This window comes from Streptomyces sp. NWU339, from assembly GCF_003143855.1.
Lineage (GTDB): Bacteria > Actinomycetota > Actinomycetes > Streptomycetales > Streptomycetaceae > Streptomyces.
Genome location: NZ_QFRK01000018.1, coordinates 48,675 through 67,285 on the forward strand (window position 1 = coordinate 48,675; position 18,611 = coordinate 67,285).

Here is an 18,611-nt window from a genome sequence, read left to right on the forward strand (position 1 = left end):
CTGGGGCACACCGTCCGCCGGTCAACGCAGCCGGAGGTGCCCATGAACGCGGAGGCCGTGAATCCTGCGAGCCCAGGTCCTGCGACATCGGGTCATGTCGCGCCCACAGGGGCCCGCAGGAAGGCCCGCCCCCGGCTCGACCTGCGCCGACTGGGCCGTGCCGCGCTGCTCGGCCCAGCCTCCCGCGACCGGCTCCCCGACGCCATCGGCCATGTGGTCGACGCCCATCGCGCCCACCATCCCGACGCCGGTCTCGAACCCCTGCGCCGGGCCTATCTCCTGGCCGAGTCCTCGCACCGCGGCCAGATGCGCAAGAGCGGCGAGCCGTACATCACCCACCCGCTGGCCGTGACCCTGATTCTCGCCGAACTCGGCGCCGAGACCACGACCTTGACGGCATCCCTGCTCCACGACACCGTCGAGGACACGGAGGTGACACTCGATCAGGTCCGTGAGCAGTTCGGTGAGGAGGTGAGCTACCTCGTCGACGGCGTCACCAAGCTGGAGAAGGTCGATTACGGCGCCGCGGCCGAGCCCGAGACCTTCCGCAAGATGCTCGTCGCCACCGGCAACGACGTCCGCGTGATGTCGATCAAACTCGCCGACCGGCTGCACAACATGCGCACCCTCGGTGTCATGCGTCCCGAGAAACAGGAGCGCATCGCCAAGGTGACCCGGGACGTCCTCATCCCCCTCGCCGAGCGGCTCGGGGTCCAGGCGCTCAAGACGGAACTCGAGGACCTGGTCTTCGCAATCCTGCACCCCGAGGAGAACGAGCACACGCGCGAGTTGATCCTCCGCAACGCCTCCCGCGCGGACGACCCGCTCGCCGAGGTCGCCGACGAGGTGCGCAAGGTGCTGCGCGAGGCGGACATCCCCGCCGAGGTCCGCATCCGCCCCCGTCACTTCGTCTCCGTGCACCGGGTGTCCCGCAAACGCGGCCGGCTGCGCGGCGCCGACTTCGGCCGTCTGCTGGTGCTGGTGAACGAGGACGCCGACTGCTACGGGGTCCTGGGCGAGCTGCACACCTGCCTGACGCCGGTCGTCTCGGAGTTCAAGGACTTCATCGCCGTACCCAAGTTCAACCTGTACCAGTCGCTGCACACCGCGGTCGCCCGGGACGACGGCCAGGTCGTCGAAGTCCTCATCCGGACCCATCAGATGCACAAGGTCGCCGAGGCCGGTGTCGTCGCCCTGGGCAACCCGTACGCCGCCCCGGCCGAGGAGCAGTCCGCGAGCGACGGCGAGCGCGTCGACCCGACCCGGCCCGGCTGGCTCTCCCGGCTCCTGGAGTGGCAGCGCGGCGCACCCGACCCCGACACCTTCTGGTCGACCCTGCGCGAGGACCTCGCCCAGGACCGCGAGATCACCGTGTTCCGCCCCGACGGCGGCACGATCGGCCTGCCCGACGGGGCGACCTGCGTGGACGCCGCGTACGCGCAGTACGGGGAGGACGCGCACGCGTGCATCGGCGCCCGCGTCAACGGCCGTCTGGCGACGCTGAGCACCACCCTGAAGGACGGGGACACCGTCCAGCTCCTGATGGGGCAGGACCCCGCCTCCGAGCCCTCCAGACAGTGGCTGGAGCACGCCCACACGCCCGCCGCGCGGATCGCCATCCAGCGCTGGCTGACCGCCCACCCCGAGCGGAGCGACCCGCCGGCCGCCCGGCCCGAGGAGGCCCGGTGGGCTCCCCGCCCCGTCGACGAGCCCGCCGCCCAGGCGCCCGGGGCGGTGCCCGGTCCCTCCACCGGCGCCCAGGTCCTGGCCGACCGGCCCGGCGCGACCGTACGGCTGGCCGGCTGCTGTACGCCCGTGCCGCCCGACGCGGTGACCGGCTTCGCCGTGCGCGGGGGAGCGGTCACCGTGCACCGGATCGAGTGCGCCGCCGTGGCGCGGATGAAGAACGCGGGGCGCGCGGAGGTCGGCGTGCACTGGGGGGAGGGAGCCGAATGCCGGGTCACGCTCGTCGCCGAATCGTTCGTCCGGCCTCACCTGCTCGCGGACCTCACCGAGGCCATGGCCCTCGAAGGCGCCGAGATCGTCTCCGCGACCGTCGAGCCCCCGACCCATCAGCAGGTGCGGCACACGTACACCGTGCAGTTGCCCGACGCCGCACACCTGCCCGCCCTCATGCGCGCGATGCGCAACGTGGCCGGTGTGTACGACGTGAGCCGGGCCAAGCCGCAGACCCAGGGCACCTGACGGCACACGCGCGTGCGGGGCACCGCCCGGCCGTGAGCGCCCGCCGCGCGGCGGCCCCACCGTCCGAATGCCCCTCTGGCGGCCCACCCGATCGGGTGGGCCGGGAGCGCGCCGTCGCCGGGGCGCCCGCGCGCGCTGGTAGCCGTGGGCCATGCTGCTCACTCCCCACGGCCCGACCGCTCCCGGTCCGGCATCCGACCGTCCGGCCGTCCCCGGTCCGTCCGCCCACGGCGCGACCGCCCGCACGGTGGTCCCTCGTGGCCGTCGACGGCGGACCTCCGCCGCGCTGCTCGCGTCGGCCGTCTCCGTCTGCCTCCTCGCCGCGAGCGCCCCGGCCACGCCGCTGGGCATCGGCGACCGCCTCTTCCCGCACCTGGGCAACCCCGGATACGACGTGGCGTCGTACGACCTCGCCCTCAGCTACCCCGGAACCAACGACAAGGCGCTCCGGGCCACCACGACGATCGTCGCCCGGCTGACCGCGGACCTGGACCGGATCAACCTCGACTTCGCCCACGGCACGGTCCAGTCGGTCGAGGTCGACGGGGCCCCGGCCGCCTTCACCACCGCCGGGGAGGATCTCGTGATCACGCCCGAGGGCGGTCTGGAGGCGGGCGAACGGACCCGCATCACGGTGCGGCACACCAGCGATCCGGTGCCGGCCGAGGGCCGCGACGGCGGCTGGGTGCGCACCGCGGACGGCCTCGCCATGGCCAACCAGGCCGACGCCGCGCACCTGGTGTTCCCGTGCAACGACCACCCGTCCGACAAGGCGATGTTCACCTTCCGCATCACCGCCCCCGAGGGGCACACGGCCGTCGCCAACGGTTTGCCGGCCGGTGTCGACCGCACACGCGGAGCGACCACCTGGACGTACCGCACCCGGCACCCCATGGCCACCGAACTCGCCCAGGTGTCCATCGGCCGCTCCACGGTCCTGCACCGTGCCGGCCCGCAGGGGCTGCCGCTGCGCGACGTCGTCCCCGCGAAGCACCGCGAGCAGCTCGAACCGTGGCTGGCGAAGACCCCCGACCAGATCGCCTGGATGGAGGCCAGGGTCGGCCGCTACCCCTTCGAGACGTACGGCCTGCTCATGGCCGACGCCGCCACCGGCTTCGCACTCGAGACCCAGACACTGTCCCTCTTCGAGAGGGATTTCTTCACCGAGCCCGGCTCCCCCGCGTGGTACATCGAGTCGATCATGATGCACGAGCTCGCCCACCAGTGGTTCGGCAACAGCGTCAGTCCTCGCACCTGGTCCGATCTGTGGCTCGGCGAGGGCCACGCCACCTGGTACGAGGCGCTGTACGCGCAGGAGAGGTCCGGCCCGTCCCTCGACGCCCGGATGAAGGCCGCCTACGAGGCCTCCGACCACTGGCGCGCGACGGGCGGGCCCCCCGCCGCTCCCAAGGTCCCGGAACCCGGTCAGAAGATCAGCATCTTCAGGCCGAGCGTCTACGCCGGAGCCGCGCTCGTGCTGTACGCCCTGCGCGAGGAGATCGGCCGCACCGCCTTCGAACGCCTGGAACGTCTCTGGGTGACCCACCACCGGAACGGCACGGCCACCACCGCCGACTTCGTCCGGCTCGCCTCCGAGGTCGCGGGACGGGACCTGACGGGATTCCTGGAGCCCTGGCTCTACGACTCCAAGACCCCGCCGATGCCCGGCCACCCGGACTGGAAGTCCACGACCGAGCCCGGCGCCCAGTCCACGAGACCGCTCAAGCCGGTCGAGCATCGACCGGGTGGGAACCGGGAACAAACACGATGACGAGACGCCCCGTGCCGTGTCACCATCGTCAGGTCGCCGCGGCACGGGCGGCGGGAATCTCCCGGCGGGCTCGTGCGTTGTGAAGTGTGACGGCCGCATTCCGTCGCCACCTGCGACATCCCATCGACGTAAGGACCCAATGACCTCCTCTTCTTCCCCTTCCCAGGACACCAAGCGCCTCGCGCAGACCTACCCCGAGGGCCTCCGGGCCGATGCCCTGATGGAAGCGGACGTCGCCTGGAGCCTCGAGATCGACGGAGAGCGGGACGGCGACCAGTTCGACCGCTCCGAGCGTGCGGCCCTGCGCCGCGTCGCAGGCCTCTCCACCGAGCTCGAGGACGTCACCGAGGTCGAGTACCGACAGCTCCGGCTGGAGCGGGTCGTGCTCGTCGGCGTGTGGACATCGGGAACCGCGCAGGACGCCGAGAACTCCCTCGCGGAGCTCGCGGCCCTGGCGGAGACGGCGGGCGCCCTTGTACTCGACGGCTTGATCCAGCGCCGGGACAAGCCCGACGCGGCGACCTACATCGGCTCCGGCAAGGCCGAGGAGCTGCGTGACATCGTCCTCGAGACGGGCGCCGACACGGTCGTCTGCGACGGTGAGCTGAGCCCCGGCCAGCTGATCCACCTCGAGGACGTCGTCAAGGTCAAGGTCGTCGACCGTACGGCCCTGATCCTGGACATCTTCGCCCAGCACGCCAAGTCCCGAGAGGGCAAGGCACAGGTCGCGCTCGCGCAGATGCAGTACATGCTGCCGAGGCTGCGCGGCTGGGGTCAGTCGCTGTCCCGGCAGATGGGCGGCGGCACGGGCGGCGGGCTCGCCACCCGTGGCCCCGGTGAGACCAAGATCGAGACCGACCGGCGCCGGATCCGCGAGAAGATGGCGAAGATGCGCCGGGAGATCGCGGAGATGAAGACCGGCCGCGACATCAAGCGCCAGGAACGCCGGCGCAACAAGGTGCCGTCCGTCGCCATCGCGGGCTACACCAACGCGGGCAAGTCCTCGCTGCTCAACCGCCTCACGGGCGCGGGCGTACTGGTCGAGAACGCCCTGTTCGCGACCCTCGACCCGACCGTGCGCCGGGCCGAGACGCCGAGCGGACGGCTGTACACGCTGGCCGACACCGTCGGTTTCGTCCGGCATCTGCCGCACCATCTGGTCGAGGCGTTCCGCTCCACCATGGAGGAGGTCGGCGACGCCGATCTGATCCTGCACGTGGTGGACGGCTCGCATCCCGTTCCGGAGGAGCAGCTGGCTGCCGTGCGCGAGGTGATCAGGGACGTCGGGGCCACCGACGTACCCGAGATCGTCGTGATCAACAAGGCCGACGCGGCCGACCCGCTGACGCTCCAGCGGCTGCTGCGGACGGAGAAGCGCTCCATCGCGGTCTCGGCCCGCACCGGTCAGGGCATCGGGGAACTGCTCGCCTTCATCGACGCCGAGCTGCCCCGCCCGGCGGTGGAGATGGAGGCGCTCGTGCCGTACACGCACGGCAAGCTGGTCGCCCGCGCCCATGACGAGGGCGAGGTGATCTCCGAGGAACACACCCCGGAGGGCACCCTGCTCAAGGTGCGGGTGCATGAGGAACTGGCGGCGGAACTCACGCCGCACCTGCTCACAACGGCCGCTCACTGAGCCGGCGGCCCGCAGCGACGCGACGGCCCGCCCCCTGCTCCGGCAGGGGGCGGGCCGTCGGCGTGTGCGGTCACCGGCCGCCGTAGGTCCTGCTCGTGTTCTGGTACAGCGGCTTGGCGTCCCGGCCCGACTGCGGGCCCGCGAGCCGGGTGTTGTCGATCGGACCGATCGAGGTGTTCGACACCAGTACGGTCTTGCCGTTCAGCACCCGGAACCAGCCGCCGGACGAATCACCGGTCATGGTGCAGCCGATGCGGTGCATCGTGGGTGGGTTCGAGCCGAGGGAGAACCGGCCCGGAGTGTCGAGGCACTTGAACATCCGCAGGCCGTTGCAGGGCGGGGCCGCGGGGTAGCCCCAGGCCCCCATACGGCCCGCCCCGCCCGCGGACGGGGCGGAGAAGTCCACCTCCAGCGCGGTACCGACGGTCTCCTCCAGGGACTCGGCCCCTTGCTCCGGCTTCACGTGCAGCACCGCGTAGTCGTACGACGCTCCGTCGCCGCCGGTCTGCGAGCCGCCCTGGATCCAGCCGTCCGAGGTCGAGGTCCGGTCCGCCCACCAGTTGCCGCAGGGAGCGACCTCCGAGGCGTCCGTGTTGCTCAGGTCCGCCTCGGACTCGCCGAGGTCGTTGTGCGCGGGACGAAGACGAAGCTGCGGTACCAGCCGCCGTCGCTGCCGGCGTGCACACGGTGACCGGCCGTCCAGACGAGGTCGGACCTGCCCGGGTGGTTCGCCTCCTTGACGACCGTGCCGGAGCAGACGCCCGGTTCCTCGGGGAAGTCGAAGAAGACCTTGCCGGCCGGGGCCGCGTTGTCGTGGTACGGCCTCTGCTCGGCCTGCGCCTCGACCGGAGCCGATGCCGAAGCCGGTGTGGCGCGGACGTACCTGTGGAACGCATGATGCGAGACCCCCGCTGGATCCCGTGAGTGCCCTGCTGGACACGTGCCCGTTCCCGGGTGCGCGGAGCACGTGGGAACGGGCACGTCGGTCACTGTCCGGCGAACTTGTCGCTGACCGCGTCGTAGACGCCCTTGGCCTCGTCGCCCAGCCGGGGACCGGCCAGCCAGCCCGAGGTCACCGGGCCGATGGAGGTGTTGGACACCAGAGCGGGCTTGCCGTCCGAGCCCGCCGCTACCCAGCCGCCACCGGACGAACCGGCCGTCATGCTGCACCCGATCCGGTACATCGTCGGCTCGGACGTGTCGAGCGAGAGCCGGCCCGGCCGGTCCTCGCAGCTGAACAGCTTCTGGCCGTCGTACGGGGCTCCGGCCGGGTAACCGGTCGCGCTCACGCTCTCCATGTCGGGCACCGCCGGAGCGTTGAAGTCCACCGGCAGCGCCGAACCGACCGTCTCCTCCAGCGACTTGCCGTCACCGCCCTTCTCCGGCGTCACATGGATGACCGCGAAGTCGTACGAGGCGCCGTCGCCACCGGTCGAACCGCCCTGCTCGATCCACTGGTCGGAGGTCTGCGCCCAGTCACCCCACCAGACGCCGTACGGAGCGACCTCCTCCTGGGCGGCGCCCTCGAGTTCCGCCGTCGGCCTGCCCGCGTCGTTGTACGACGGCACGAAGGCGATGTTGCGGTACCAGCCGCCCTTCTTGCCGGCGTGCACACAGTGGCCGGCCGTCCACACCATGTTGGACTTGCCCGGGTTGGCGGGGTCCTGCACCACGGTGGCGGAGCACACCATGGTGCCCTCCGGGGAGTCGAAGAACACCTTGCCGGACGTGGGAGCGCTGGCGTGGTAGGAAGGCGGCACGGCCTGCGCCTGCACCGGCTCCGGCGTCGGGTCGGTCACGCCCTGGTCACCGGAGATGTCGCTCTCGTCGATCTCCTGTTCCGGCTCCTCCGCGTCCCGCATGCGGTCCGGGTCCCACAGGTCCTCGATGATCGGGTTGATGTAGTCGTTGGCCTCACGCAGCCAGTCGTCCCTGTCCCAGTTCTTCCACTCGCCGTTCCGCCACTTGTCGACATCGATCCCGTGCTCCTTGAGCCGGTCCTTGATGTCGTCCGGGATCGTGATCTTGCCGTCGCCGGCCGCGGCGGTCGCGGAGGCGTCGCCGCCCGCGGTGTCGTCACTCGAACCGCAGGCGGTCGCCGTGAGCGCGAGCACCGAGGCGAGCGCGACGGCGGTCAGCACGGGGGAGGTTCCGCGGCGCGCCCTTCCGCCTCGGCGAGTGGTGGACGACGGCCGTATGGATCGCATGAACTGACTCCCCCTGCTGTGGGCGAACATGGTGCTTCGGCCGTGCTCACGTCCTGGACTCGAGCGGAGTCCGGAGCGAACACACGACCACCGGGAACGGCACCACACACTATGCGCTCGCCGTGGGGGACGACCGACGGAACGGCAACGGTTTCGCTACGAGCGTTCCGACCCGGACGGTCTCCGGAACCCACCACTGTGACGCCTTACCGGACACGGCCTGTCGCCCCTCGTGCGATGAGCAACGGCCCCCGGGCTCACCGGACTTCGCGGTGGGACGGCTTCGCCGGCCCGACGTCGGCACCTCCCCCGGCGGTCACGGAGGACGTGATTGTCGGTGCCGGGCCGTAGGGTGGTCGCGCTATGACGAAGCCCTCACTCCCTGAACTCCTGCACGCCGCCGTCACCGCCGTCGGCGGCACGGAGCGCCCCGGCCAGGTGACCATGGCCGAAGCCGTCGCCGAAGCGATCGACGACGCCTCTCATCTGCTGGTCCAGGCCGGGACCGGCACCGGAAAGTCGCTCGGCTATCTGGTGCCCGCGCTCGCCCAGGGGGAGAGAGTCGTCGTGGCGACGGCGACGCTGGCCCTGCAGCGGCAGCTCGTGGAGCGCGACCTTCCGCGCGCGGTGGAGGCGTTGCATCCCCTGCTGCGCCGCCGCCCGGAGTTCGCGATGCTCAAGGGCCGGTCCAACTACCTGTGCCTGCACCGTCTTCACGAAGGCGTACCGCAGGACGAGGAGGAGGGCCTCTTCGACCAGTTCGAGGCGGCCGCCCCCACCAGCAAGCTGGGCCAGGACCTGCTGCGCCTGCGTGACTGGGCGGACGAGACGGAGACCGGCGACCGGGACAACCTCACGCCGGGCGTCTCCGACCGGGCCTGGTCCCAGGTGTCGGTGTCGTCCCGGGAGTGCCTGGGCGCCACGAAGTGCGCCTACGGCGCGGAGTGCTTCGCGGAGATGGCCCGTGAACGGGCCAAACTGGCCGAGGTCGTCGTCACCAACCACGCGCTCCTCGCGATCGACGCGATCGAGGGCGCTCCGGTGCTTCCGCAGCACGAGGTGCTGATCGTCGACGAGGCCCATGAACTGGTCTCCCGGGTCACCGGGGTCGCCACGGGGGAACTCACCCCCGGCCAGGTCAACCGGGCGGTGCGCCGTGCCGCGAAACTCGCCGATGAGAAGGCCGCCGACCAGCTGCAGACCGCGGCCGAAGGCTTTGAACGAGTGATGGAACTGGCTCTCCCGGGTCGCCTGGAGGAGGTCCCGGAGGACCTCGGATACGCGCTCATGGCGCTGCGCGACGCGTGCCGGACCGTCATCTCCGCGATCGGGGGCACCCGCGACAAGTCCGTCCAGGACGAGGACGCGGTCCGCAAACAGGCGCTGGCCTCGGTGGAGAGCGTGCACGACGTGGCGGAGCGGATCACCAACGGCTCCGAATGGGACGTCGTCTGGTACGAGCGCCACGACCGTTTCGGCGCTTCTCTGCGCGTCGCCCCCATGTCCGTCTCCGGTCTGCTGCGCGAAAAGCTCTTCACCGACCGCTCCGTCGTCCTGACGTCCGCGACCCTGAAACTGGGCGGCGACTTCAACGGCGTGGGAGCCTCCCTGGGACTCGGCCCCGAGGGCGCCGAAGGAGACGACCTGCCGCGGTGGAAGGGCGTCGACGTCGGCTCTCCGTTCGACTACCCCAGGCAGGGCATCCTCTACGTCGCGAAGCACCTGGCGCGCCCGGCCCGTGACGGCGACCGCGCGGACATGCTCGACGAACTCACCGAGCTGATCCAGGCGGCGGGCGGCCGCACGCTGGGCCTGTTCTCCTCGATGCGGGCCGCCCAGCTCGCCGCGGAGGAACTGCGCTCCCGGATCCCGGAGTTCCCGATCCTCCTTCAGGGCGAGGAGACGCTCGGCGAACTGATCAAGAACTTCGCGGCCGACCCGAAGACCTGCCTGTTCGGCACGTTGTCGCTCTGGCAGGGTGTCGATGTCCCCGGCCCCAGTTGCCAACTGGTCGTCATGGACAAGATCCCGTTCCCGCGCCCGGACGACCCGTTGATGAGCGCCCGCCAGAAGGCCGTGGAGGAGGCGGGCGGCAACGGCTTCATGGCGGTCGCCGCCACCCACGCGGCACTGCTCATGGCGCAGGGCGCCGGCCGTCTCGTTCGGGCCACGGGCGACCGCGGTGTGGTCGCCGTACTGGATCAGCGGCTGGCGACGGCCCGCTACGGAAGTTACCTGAAGGCCTCGCTGCCCGACTTCTGGTTCACCACGGACCGGAACCAGGCCAGGAAATCCCTGGCCGCGATCGACGCGGCGGCGAAGCGGGCCGAGACCGGGGCGGAAGCACCGGTGGAGACGGAGTGACGCCGGGGCGGCCCGTCACGGATCGCGGCCACGAAGCCGGACAGCACAGGGCCCCGGAACCGGCGCAGGGGTCCCGGGGCCCGGTCGGAGGGCGGGGCCGGACCGGCCGCCCCGCACCGGACTCAGACGCGGCGCAGAACGGCCACCACCTTGCCCAGGATGGTCGCGTCGTCGCCCGGGATCGGCTCGTAGGCCGCGTTGTGAGGGAGGAGCCAGACGTGGCCGTCCTCGCGCTTGAAGCGTTTGACGGTGGCCTCGCCGTCGAGCATCGCCGCCACGATGTCACCGTTCTCGGCGACGGGCTGGCGTCGGACCGTGACCCAGTCGCCGTCACAGATCGCGGCCTCGATCATGGAGTCGCCGATCACCTTCAGGACGAACAGCTCGCCGTCACCCACGAGTTGCCGGGGGAGAGGGAAGACATCCTCGACCGACTCCTCGGCGAGGATGGGGCCACCGGCGGCGATACGGCCCACCAGGGGTACGTACGACGCGGCCGGCTTGCCCGCGGTGTCCGTGGGCTGCACGGAGGTGACCTGGTCGGAACCGCGCACCTCGTAGGCGCGGGGGCGGTGCGGGTCGCGACGCAGGAACCCCTTGCGCTCCAGAGCCATCAGCTGGTGCGCCACGGATGACGTGCTGGAGAGGCCGACCGCCTGGCCGATCTCACGCATCGACGGCGGATAGCCGCGGCGCTGCACCGAGTCCCTGATGACTTCGATCACCCGGCGCTGGCGGTCGGTGAGTCCGGAGCTGTCCGCCCGGATGCCAGGAGGTCGGCCCGGCAAGGAGCGCTTGGGTCCCTCAGGATGCGTGGCTTCGCTCATCGCATGCACCGGCTCGAGCCGGTCCTGGGAGCGGTCCTGGGCAGCGATGCTGGCGCTGTCGGCGGTGGTGGTCACGTCGGCCCCTCTCGATGGTCTCCCTGCAGGACAACGGTAGTAGCTTTCGAAAGGTTGCGCCAAACACACGTTCGAGTGAAAAATCGCGAATTACGTTATGCGATCGCGTGCTGCGGTGTATTGGCGGCGACGCTTCCGTCGGGCAGGCGCGCCCATGGTGCGCCTCTCGCCGCCGAGGTGACGGCCTCCCGGTCGTCGGGCCAGTCTGCCACCGGGTGTCTCGCGGCACGGGGGCGGTCCCGGCTCTCTCCGGGAGCCGCACGCGCTCTCCTTTCCGTGTGCACGGCATCTCCCCATGTGCTGCGGCGGCACACGACTGCGGACCTCGGCGACGGGGAAGGCGTCCCACGCGGGAGCCCGCCGAAGGTCCCGCGAGTCTGTGGTGGGATGCCCGTACAGGGCCGTCGTGGGGACCGCGCGGAGGCCGTGCGGGCGCCCGCGGGAGGGCTCGGTCGGGGGTCGGCTGCCCGCGATTCGCGTGACACGCGTGCTGGAGTGCATGTATGAGCCAATCCCCACATCTAGTGGTTGGATTGCACTCGCTACCCAGAAGTTGTGGTCCCCCGGGTCTTGAGGCCCTCGGAGATCGCTTATGCTGGAGCAGCTTCGTGGGGCCGAACAGGTCTTGTGAGGCCATGGAGTCTGCTGTGAGGGAGGGTTGGGATTTCATGCATTGCCCCTTCTGCAGGCACTCCGACAGCCGGGTCGTCGACAGTCGTACGACCGACGACGGCACGTCGATCCGCAGGCGCCGCCAGTGCCCTGACTGCTCCCGCCGCTTCACGACCGTGGAGACGTGCTCGCTCATGGTGGTCAAGCGGTCCGGGGTCACCGAGCCGTTCAGCCGCACCAAGGTCATCAACGGTGTGCGCAAGGCGTGCCAGGGGCGTCCCGTCACCGAGGACGCGCTCGCGCAGCTCGGCCAGCGTGTCGAAGAGGCGGTGCGGGCCACCGGGAGTGCCGAGCTGACCACCCATGACGTGGGGCTGGCCATACTCGGCCCGCTGCAGGAACTCGACCTCGTCGCCTATCTGCGGTTCGCGTCCGTCTACCGGGCGTTCGAGTCGTTGGAGGACTTCGAGGCCGCGATCGCGGAACTCAGGCAGGTGGGGCACTCCGGCGCGGACGACGGAGGCCGCGAAGGGGTTGTCGTGGGGAGCCAGGAAGACGGCAGCGGGTCCGGAGGGACTGCCCAGGTCCCGGAACCCGCTCCGGCCGCCGACTGACCGGCGGTCCCCGCCCGGCCGACGGCCGGGTGCGGCCGGACGGCGGCGACGAGAAGATCTGTTGCGGGTGATGCCAGTGGGGCGCCCGCAGCGTTGGACAAACACCGTGCCACGGGAACATCGGGGCACTTCAGGGCGTTTTTGCCCGTATCAGGGAGGCGGCATGACAGAGACGGCGAGCGGTCCGACACGGAGTTCCCGGGCCAAGAGCACCAAGGCCGGCAAGGGACTGCGTGTCGAGCGCATCCACACCACTCCGGGGGTCCACCCTTACGACGAGGTGGTCTGGGAGCGCCGTGACGTCGTCATGACCAACTGGCGCGACGGCTCGGTCAACTTCGAGCAGCGCGGCGTCGAGTTCCCCGAGTTCTGGTCGGTGAACGCGGTCAACATCGTCACCAGCAAGTACTTCCGCGGTGCCGTGGGCACCCCGCAGCGTGAGACCAGCCTCAAGCAGCTGATCGACCGCATCGTGAAGACGTACCGGAAGGCGGGGGAGGACCACAGGTACTTCGCGTCGCCCGCCGACGCCGAGATCTTCGAGCACGAGCTGGCCTACGCCCTTCTGCACCAGATCTTCAGCTTCAACAGCCCTGTCTGGTTCAACGTCGGCACCAAGCAGCCCCAGCAGGTCTCCGCCTGCTTCATCCTGTCCGTCGACGACTCCATGGAGTCGATCCTCGACTGGTACAAGGAAGAGGGCATGATCTTCAAGGGCGGCTCCGGCGCCGGCCTGAACCTCTCCCGCATCCGCTCCTCCAAGGAACTGCTGTCCTCCGGAGGCAACGCCTCGGGGCCGGTCTCCTTCATGCGCGGCGCCGACGCGTCCGCCGGCACCATCAAGTCCGGCGGCGCCACCCGCCGGGCCGCCAAGATGGTCGTTCTCGACGTGGACCACCCCGACATCGAGGGGTTCATCGAGACGAAGGTCAAGGAAGAGGAGAAGATCCGCGTCCTGCGCGACGCGGGCTTCGACATGGACCTGGGCGGCGACGACATCGCCTCCGTCCAGTACCAGAACGCCAACAACTCGGTCCGCGTGAACGACGAGTTCATGAACGCGGTCCAGCAGGGCGGCCAGTTCGGTCTCCGGGCCAGGATGACCGGTGAGGTCATCGAGGAGGTCGACGCCAAGGCGCTCTTCCGCAAGATCGCCGAGGCCGCCTGGGCCTGCGCAGACCCGGGCATCCAGTACGACGACACGATCAACAACTGGCACACCTGCCCCGAGTCCGGCCGGATCACCGCGTCGAACCCGTGCAGCGAGTACATGCACCTGGACAACACGTCCTGCAACCTGGCCTCGCTGAACCTGATGAAGTTCCTCAAGGACGACGGCAAGGGCACCCAGTCCTTCGAGACCGAGCGCTTCCAGAAGGTCGTCGAGCTGGTCATCACCGCGATGGACATCTCGATCTGCTTCGCGGACTTCCCGACCCGGAAGATCGGCGAGAACACGCGCGCGTTCCGTCAACTCGGCATCGGCTACGCCAACCTCGGCGCCCTGCTGATGGCCACCGGTCACGCCTACGACTCGGACGGCGGCCGTGCCCTCGCGGGTGCGATCACCTCGCTGATGACCGGCACGGCCTACCGGCGTTCCGCGGAACTGGCCGCGGTGGTCGGCCCGTACGACGGCTACGCCCGTAACGCCGACGCCCACAAGCGCGTCATGAAGCAGCACTTCGACGCCAACGGCGCGGCCGTGCGCATGGACGACCTGGACAGCCCGGTGTGGGCCGCCGCCACCGAGGCGTGGCAGGACGTGGTGCGCCTCGGCGACAAGAACGGCTTCCGCAACTCCCAGGCGTCCGTGCTCGCCCCGACCGGCACCATCGGTCTGGCGATGTCCTGCGACACCACCGGTGTCGAACCCGACCTCGCCCTGGTCAAGTTCAAGAAGCTCGTCGGCGGCGGTTCGATGCAGATCGTCAACGGCACCGTCCCGCAGGCCCTGCGCCGCCTGGGCTACCAGGAGGAGCAGATCGAGGCGATCGTCGCCCACATCGCCGACCACGGCAATGTGATCGACGCCCCCGGTCTCAAGCACGAGCACTACGAGGTGTTCGACTGCGCCATGGGCGAGCGGGCCATCTCCCCCATGGGCCACGTCCGCATGATGGCCGCGATCCAGCCCTGGATCTCCGGCGCGATCTCCAAGACGGTCAACATGCCGGAGACGGCGACCGTCGAAGAGGTCGAGGAGATCTACTTCGAGGCCTGGAAGCTGGGCGTCAAGGCGCTCGCCATCTACCGCGACAACTGCAAGGTCGGTCAGCCCCTCTCCGCCAAGAAGAAGGACGAGAAGGCGGAGGTCACCGAGAAGGCCGAGGAGACGATCCGTGCCGCGGTCGAGAAGGTGGTCGAGTACCGCCCGGTCCGCAAGCGTCTTCCGAAGGGGCGTCCCGGCATCACCACCTCCTTCACCGTCGGCGGCGCCGAGGGCTACATGACGGCCAATTCCTACCCGGACGACGGACTCGGCGAGGTCTTCCTGAAGATGTCCAAGCAGGGCTCGACCCTCGCGGGCATGATGGACGCCTTCTCCATCGCGGTCTCCGTCGGCCTCCAGTACGGCGTCCCGCTGGAGACGTACGTCTCGAAGTTCACCAACATGCGTTTCGAGCCGGCCGGTATGACGGACGATCCGGACGTGCGGATGGCGCAGTCCATCGTCGACTACATCTTCCGCCGGCTGGCGCTGGACTTCCTGCCCTTCGAGACGCGCTCCGCGCTCGGCATCCACTCCGCCGAGGAGCGTCAGCGCCACCTCGAGACCGGCTCCTACGAGCAGTCCATCGACGATGCCGAGCTCGACGTCGAGGGCCTGGCCCAGTCCGCGCCGCGGGCCCAGGAGCTGAAGGCGGTCTCCATGCCGAAGGCCGAGGCCGAGGCGGCCAGGCCCGTCCCGCAGCAGGCGCACACCAGCGCCGAGCTGGTCGAGATGCAGCTGGGCATCCATGCCGACGCTCCGCTCTGCTTCTCCTGCGGCACGAAGATGCAGCGGGCCGGCTCCTGCTACATCTGCGAGGGCTGCGGCTCGACCAGCGGGTGCAGCTGAGGCAGGGCCTGACACCGCCGGTACCGGTGCGTCCGGCCGGTGACTGAGCGGTGGAGAGCGAGGAGTGGGGCACCAGCCCATGGGCTGGTGCCCCACTCCTCTGTCTTTTCTGCCGATGCTCGCCGAGCCCGGGCGGCCGAGCCGCTGAGGGTCCGGGTCACGCCCGGCGGATCGCCCCCATCGCGCGGGTGAACGTCACCGGGTCGTCCAGGAAGCCCTCGACGCCGGGGCGGAGGTCCCATGCGCCGGTGTCGTCCCGGGTGAACTCGGCGACGACGGCCGCCGTGGCCCCCGGGACACCGCCGAAGTCGTCCTCGGCCAGGACGGTGTACCCCTGGCGGATGCGCAGACCGGGGCGAGCCACGCCGGAGAAGGTCCGCCGCGTCTGATGCTGCTGGATGACGACGCCGACCACCACGCGCGCGTACCGCGCGTCGAGCCGGTTCAGTTCCAGCGTCATGACCTCGTCGAAGCCGAAGCCCAAGCCGTCCTTGCTGTCCCGGTTCAGCGTGATGGTGCCGTCGGGGGAGCGGCTGTCGAAGTGCACCACATAGGAGGGATCGCCGTGTGGATCGCTTGCCGGGTAGGGCGCGGCGACGAGATCAAGATCGGTGGACGGTTGTCCCGCGGGACTCGGGTCCCACCTCAGCGCGATCTCGACCTTGTCGATGCCCTTGTTGACGCCGTTCACCCATTTCCCCTTCCCTGCGCGACCATCCTGCCCTTTCAGCCCAACTGCCGGGTGAATCCGGCAGGTTGTCCATCCTGTCATGCCCGGCCGGGTAAGTGCGGTGAAGCAGTCCGGACGAGGGTGACCGACGCCACGCTCCGCGGCCTTACGATGGCGCGGTGCTGGTCAAGTGGATTCGCTGCACCGTGGTGGACCGCCGGGGGTTCGAACGGGGACAGCGGAAGTGGGCGGGGCTTCTGGGGGAGCCGGGATTTCGTGGACAGGGCGGAGGGTGGAGCCGTGCACGGCAGGACGTGGCGCACATCTTCTCCTTCTGGGAGAGCCGTGCCTTCTACGACTCGTTCATGGCGCGTTCCCATGATCGGCTCGCCTCGGCTCAGGCGGGCACCTTCAAGGACGCCCAGGTCCGGCTCTTCGACCACCGCTTCGACGTGAAGACGGGCTTCGAACCGCGTTTCACGGACGTGGACCTGCTGAGAGTGGCACTGTGCCGGGTCCACGAGGAGCGGGCGGAGCACTTCGTGCTGATGCACGAGAAGGTCTGGAACCCGGCGATGGCGGGCTCGCCCGGCATGGTCCGAGGTCTGTTCGGTGAGGCCCCCGGCAACGAGTTCCTGGTGCTGTCGATGTGGTGGTCGGCGGCCGAGCACGGCAAGTACCGCACCGAGCGCGTGGAACGTCTCGCGCTGAGGGCGCAGACGGAGGCCGACATAGCGGCCCTGACGGGGGACGTCGTCGACATGGAGCCGGTCTGGACGGTCTGACGACCACGCGCACCGAGAGCGCCGCCCCTTATGCGATGCATGTGAACCATGCGGCTTGTGTGCCCCGTGAGGTGCGGATCGCGGTGCTGTCCGTGGTGCAGGAAGTGTGTGACCTGTGCCGTATGGGGTGCGTACGGGTGCTCGGCCGGTCGTCGCCCGTTCTAGGGTTTCGGCATGGCACGACCACGGCGCATCGTCCTTGTCCGGCACGGTGAATCAACGGGCAATGTTGACGACTCCGTTTATGAGCGCGAACCCGATCACGCACTGGCCCTCACCGAGCGGGGCCGGCGGCAGGCGGAGGAGACGGGTAAGCGGTTGCGTGACCTGTTCGGCCACGAGCGCGTCAGCGTGTACGTGTCTCCCTACCGCCGTACGCACCAGACGCTGAGCGCCTTCGGGCTCGACCCGGAGCTCATACGCGTGCGTGAGGAGCCGAGACTGCGCGAGCAGGACTGGGGGAACTGGCAGGACCAGAAGGACGTAGGCCTGCAGAAGGAACGCCGGGACGCGTACGGACACTTCTTCTACCGCTTCGCCCAGGGAGAGTCCGGCGCCGACGTCTACGACCGGGTCGACGGCTTCCTGGAGAGCCTCTTCCGCAGTTTCGATGCCCCCGACCATCCGCCGAACGTCCTCATCGTGACGCACGGTCTGGCCATGCGGCTGTTCTGCATGCGGTGGTTCCACTGGACCGTGGCGGAGTTCGAGTGCCTGTCGAACCCGGGGAACGCCGAGACGCGGATGCTCGTTCTGGGCGAGGACGGCAAGTACACGCTTGACCGGCCCTTCGAACGCTGGCGGGAGCCGGAACCGTATGGGATCACTGGATAGAGTGGCAGGGCGATGACCGCTGACTTCTCCTTCGCCGGGCGCCTGGACCGCGCCCTGGCCAGCCTGCGCGGCCTGTCGGTGGGGGACGCGCTGGGCTCGCAGTTCTTCGTTCCGGGGAACTATCCGCTGCTCATGCGCCGTGAGCTGCCCCCGGGCCGCTGGCAGTGGACGGACGACACGGAGATGGCCTGCTCGGTCGTCGCCGTCCTGGCCGCTCACCAGCGGATCGACCAGGAGGCCCTCGCGCAGTCCTTCGCCGGGCACCACGACTTCGACCGAGGCTACGGGCCCGCGGTCGGCCGGCTGCTGCGGCTGGTCCGTGAGGGCGGCGACTGGCGGGAGCTCGCCGCCGGGCTCTTCGACGGTCAGGGTTCCTGGGGCAACGGGGCGGCGATGCGCATCGCACCGCTGGGTGCCTGGTACGCGGACGATCCGGAGCAGGCCGTCCACCAGGCCGAGATCTCGGCCTACCCCACCCACCAGCACCGTGAGGCCGTGGTCGGCGCGATGGCCGTCGCCGGGGCAGCCGCGCTCGCCGCCGCCCCCGGGGGGACGCCCGCTCCGGAAGCCCTGCTCGACGGGGTCGTCGCACTGGTGCCCAAGAGGAGCGCGGTCGGTGCGGGGCTGCGCCGGGCCCGGGACATGCTCGACTTCGGTGATGTGGCCACCGTCGCCGCCGTGCTCGGTTGCGGACGGCGTACGACGGCCCACGACACCGTGCCCTTCGCACTGTGGTCGGCCGCGCGGGCCCTGGGCGACTACGAGCAGGCGTTCTGGACGACGGCCCAGGCGGGCGGAGACGTGGACACGACGTGCGCCATCGTGGGCGGGGTGGTCGCGGCGGGGAAGGCCGGGGGGCCGCCTCCCGGGTGGATCGAGCGGGTCGAGGCGCTGCCGAGCTGGATGCCGGTGTCGCTCTAGCCGCCTGTCTGTCCGGAGTCGCCTGTCTG

Annotated in this window: 12 protein-coding genes and 1 pseudogene; 9 read left to right on the plus strand and 4 right to left on the minus strand. The window is 70.2% G+C overall.

Annotation, left to right across the window (positions count from 1 at the left end; genetic code table 11):
- The first annotated feature begins 42 nt into the window (after positions 1-42).
- The 3 genes from DIZ27_RS21725 to hflX all read left to right on the plus strand — a co-directional run bounded on the left by DIZ27_RS21725 (position 43) and on the right by hflX (position 5,612).
- Positions 43-2,205 (plus strand): bifunctional (p)ppGpp synthetase/guanosine-3',5'-bis(diphosphate) 3'-pyrophosphohydrolase, encoded by a 2,163-nt coding sequence (locus tag DIZ27_RS21725; protein ID WP_109380113.1) that lies wholly within the window; start codon positions 43-45, stop codon positions 2,203-2,205.
- Positions 2,206-2,356: 151 nt separating this feature from the next.
- Positions 2,357-3,976, plus strand: coding sequence for a M1 family metallopeptidase (locus DIZ27_RS21730; RefSeq protein WP_109380114.1), 1,620 nt, complete (start codon positions 2,357-2,359; stop codon positions 3,974-3,976).
- Between the two features lie 139 nt (positions 3,977-4,115).
- Complete coding sequence (gene hflX / locus DIZ27_RS21735) at positions 4,116-5,612, plus strand: GTPase HflX (protein ID WP_109380115.1); 1,497 nt, start codon at positions 4,116-4,118, stop codon at positions 5,610-5,612.
- 70 nt (positions 5,613-5,682) lie between these two features.
- Here the strand turns inward: hflX and DIZ27_RS21740 are convergent.
- Together DIZ27_RS21740 and DIZ27_RS21745 are read right to left on the minus strand one after the other, a co-directional pair.
- Positions 5,683-6,464, minus strand: a pseudogene (locus DIZ27_RS21740) (trypsin-like serine peptidase); the annotation flags it as partial.
- Between the two features lie 134 nt (positions 6,465-6,598).
- Positions 6,599-7,819, minus strand: coding sequence for a serine protease (locus tag DIZ27_RS21745; RefSeq protein WP_109380116.1), 1,221 nt, complete (start codon positions 7,817-7,819; stop codon positions 6,599-6,601).
- 363 nt (positions 7,820-8,182) lie between these two features.
- Between DIZ27_RS21745 and DIZ27_RS21750 the strand changes: the two genes are divergently transcribed.
- A complete protein-coding gene (locus tag DIZ27_RS21750) occupies positions 8,183-10,183 on the plus strand; it encodes an ATP-dependent DNA helicase (protein ID WP_109380117.1) in 2,001 nt (666 codons plus the stop codon).
- Positions 10,184-10,305: 122 nt separating this feature from the next.
- Here the strand turns inward: DIZ27_RS21750 and lexA are convergent, their stop codons facing one another.
- Complete coding sequence (gene lexA / locus DIZ27_RS21755; RefSeq protein ID WP_109380118.1) at positions 10,306-11,085, minus strand: transcriptional repressor LexA; 780 nt, start codon at positions 11,083-11,085, stop codon at positions 10,306-10,308.
- Positions 11,086-11,753: 668 nt separating this feature from the next.
- Here lexA and nrdR point away from each other — a divergent pair.
- Together nrdR and DIZ27_RS21765 are read left to right on the plus strand one after the other, a co-directional pair.
- Positions 11,754-12,311: a transcriptional regulator NrdR gene (gene nrdR / locus DIZ27_RS21760; protein ID WP_109380119.1), complete on the plus strand. Its 558-nt coding sequence runs from the start codon at positions 11,754-11,756 to the stop codon at positions 12,309-12,311.
- A 163-nt stretch (positions 12,312-12,474) separates the two neighbouring features.
- Positions 12,475-15,372 (plus strand): vitamin B12-dependent ribonucleotide reductase, encoded by a 2,898-nt coding sequence (locus DIZ27_RS21765; protein ID WP_109380120.1) that lies wholly within the window; start codon positions 12,475-12,477, stop codon positions 15,370-15,372.
- Positions 15,373-15,529: 157 nt separating this feature from the next.
- On the opposite strand, the gene DIZ27_RS21770 is transcribed toward DIZ27_RS21765, so the two are convergent.
- A complete protein-coding gene (locus DIZ27_RS21770; protein WP_109380121.1) occupies positions 15,530-16,063 on the minus strand; it encodes a TerD family protein in 534 nt (177 codons plus the stop codon).
- 158 nt (positions 16,064-16,221) lie between these two features.
- Here DIZ27_RS21770 and DIZ27_RS21775 point away from each other — a divergent pair, with 158 nt between their 5' ends.
- The 3 genes from DIZ27_RS21775 (at position 16,222) to DIZ27_RS21785 (ending at position 18,582) form a co-directional block, all read left to right on the plus strand.
- Positions 16,222-16,827, plus strand: coding sequence for a YdbC family protein (locus tag DIZ27_RS21775; RefSeq protein WP_109380122.1), 606 nt, complete (start codon positions 16,222-16,224; stop codon positions 16,825-16,827).
- 174 nt (positions 16,828-17,001) lie between these two features.
- Complete coding sequence (locus tag DIZ27_RS21780) at positions 17,002-17,661, plus strand: histidine phosphatase family protein (RefSeq protein WP_109380123.1); 660 nt, start codon at positions 17,002-17,004, stop codon at positions 17,659-17,661.
- 12 nt (positions 17,662-17,673) lie between these two features.
- Positions 17,674-18,582 carry an ADP-ribosylglycohydrolase family protein gene (locus tag DIZ27_RS21785; RefSeq protein ID WP_109380124.1) on the plus strand — a complete coding sequence of 303 codons (909 nt, stop codon included), beginning with the start codon at positions 17,674-17,676 and terminating at the stop codon, positions 18,580-18,582.
- The last annotated feature ends 29 nt before the right edge of the window (positions 18,583-18,611 follow it).

What these genes read in the sequence shown, in the direction of transcription:
- DIZ27_RS21725 (WP_109380113.1), top strand. Translation starts at nt 43, where the DNA reads ATGAACGCGGAGGCCGTGAATCCTGCGAGCCCAGGTCCTGCGACATCG.
- DIZ27_RS21730 (WP_109380114.1), top strand. Translation starts at nt 2,357, where the DNA reads ATGCTGCTCACTCCCCACGGCCCGACCGCTCCCGGTCCGGCATCCGAC.
- hflX (WP_109380115.1), top strand. Translation starts at nt 4,116, where the DNA reads ATGACCTCCTCTTCTTCCCCTTCCCAGGACACCAAGCGCCTCGCGCAG.
- DIZ27_RS21745 (WP_109380116.1), bottom strand. Translation starts at nt 7,819, where the DNA reads ATGCGATCCATACGGCCGTCGTCCACCACTCGCCGAGGCGGAAGGGCG.
- DIZ27_RS21750 (WP_109380117.1), top strand. Translation starts at nt 8,183, where the DNA reads ATGACGAAGCCCTCACTCCCTGAACTCCTGCACGCCGCCGTCACCGCC.
- nrdR (WP_109380119.1), top strand. Translation starts at nt 11,754, where the DNA reads ATGCATTGCCCCTTCTGCAGGCACTCCGACAGCCGGGTCGTCGACAGT.
- DIZ27_RS21765 (WP_109380120.1), top strand. Translation starts at nt 12,475, where the DNA reads ATGACAGAGACGGCGAGCGGTCCGACACGGAGTTCCCGGGCCAAGAGC.
- DIZ27_RS21780 (WP_109380123.1), top strand. Translation starts at nt 17,002, where the DNA reads ATGGCACGACCACGGCGCATCGTCCTTGTCCGGCACGGTGAATCAACG.
- DIZ27_RS21785 (WP_109380124.1), top strand. Translation starts at nt 17,674, where the DNA reads ATGACCGCTGACTTCTCCTTCGCCGGGCGCCTGGACCGCGCCCTGGCC.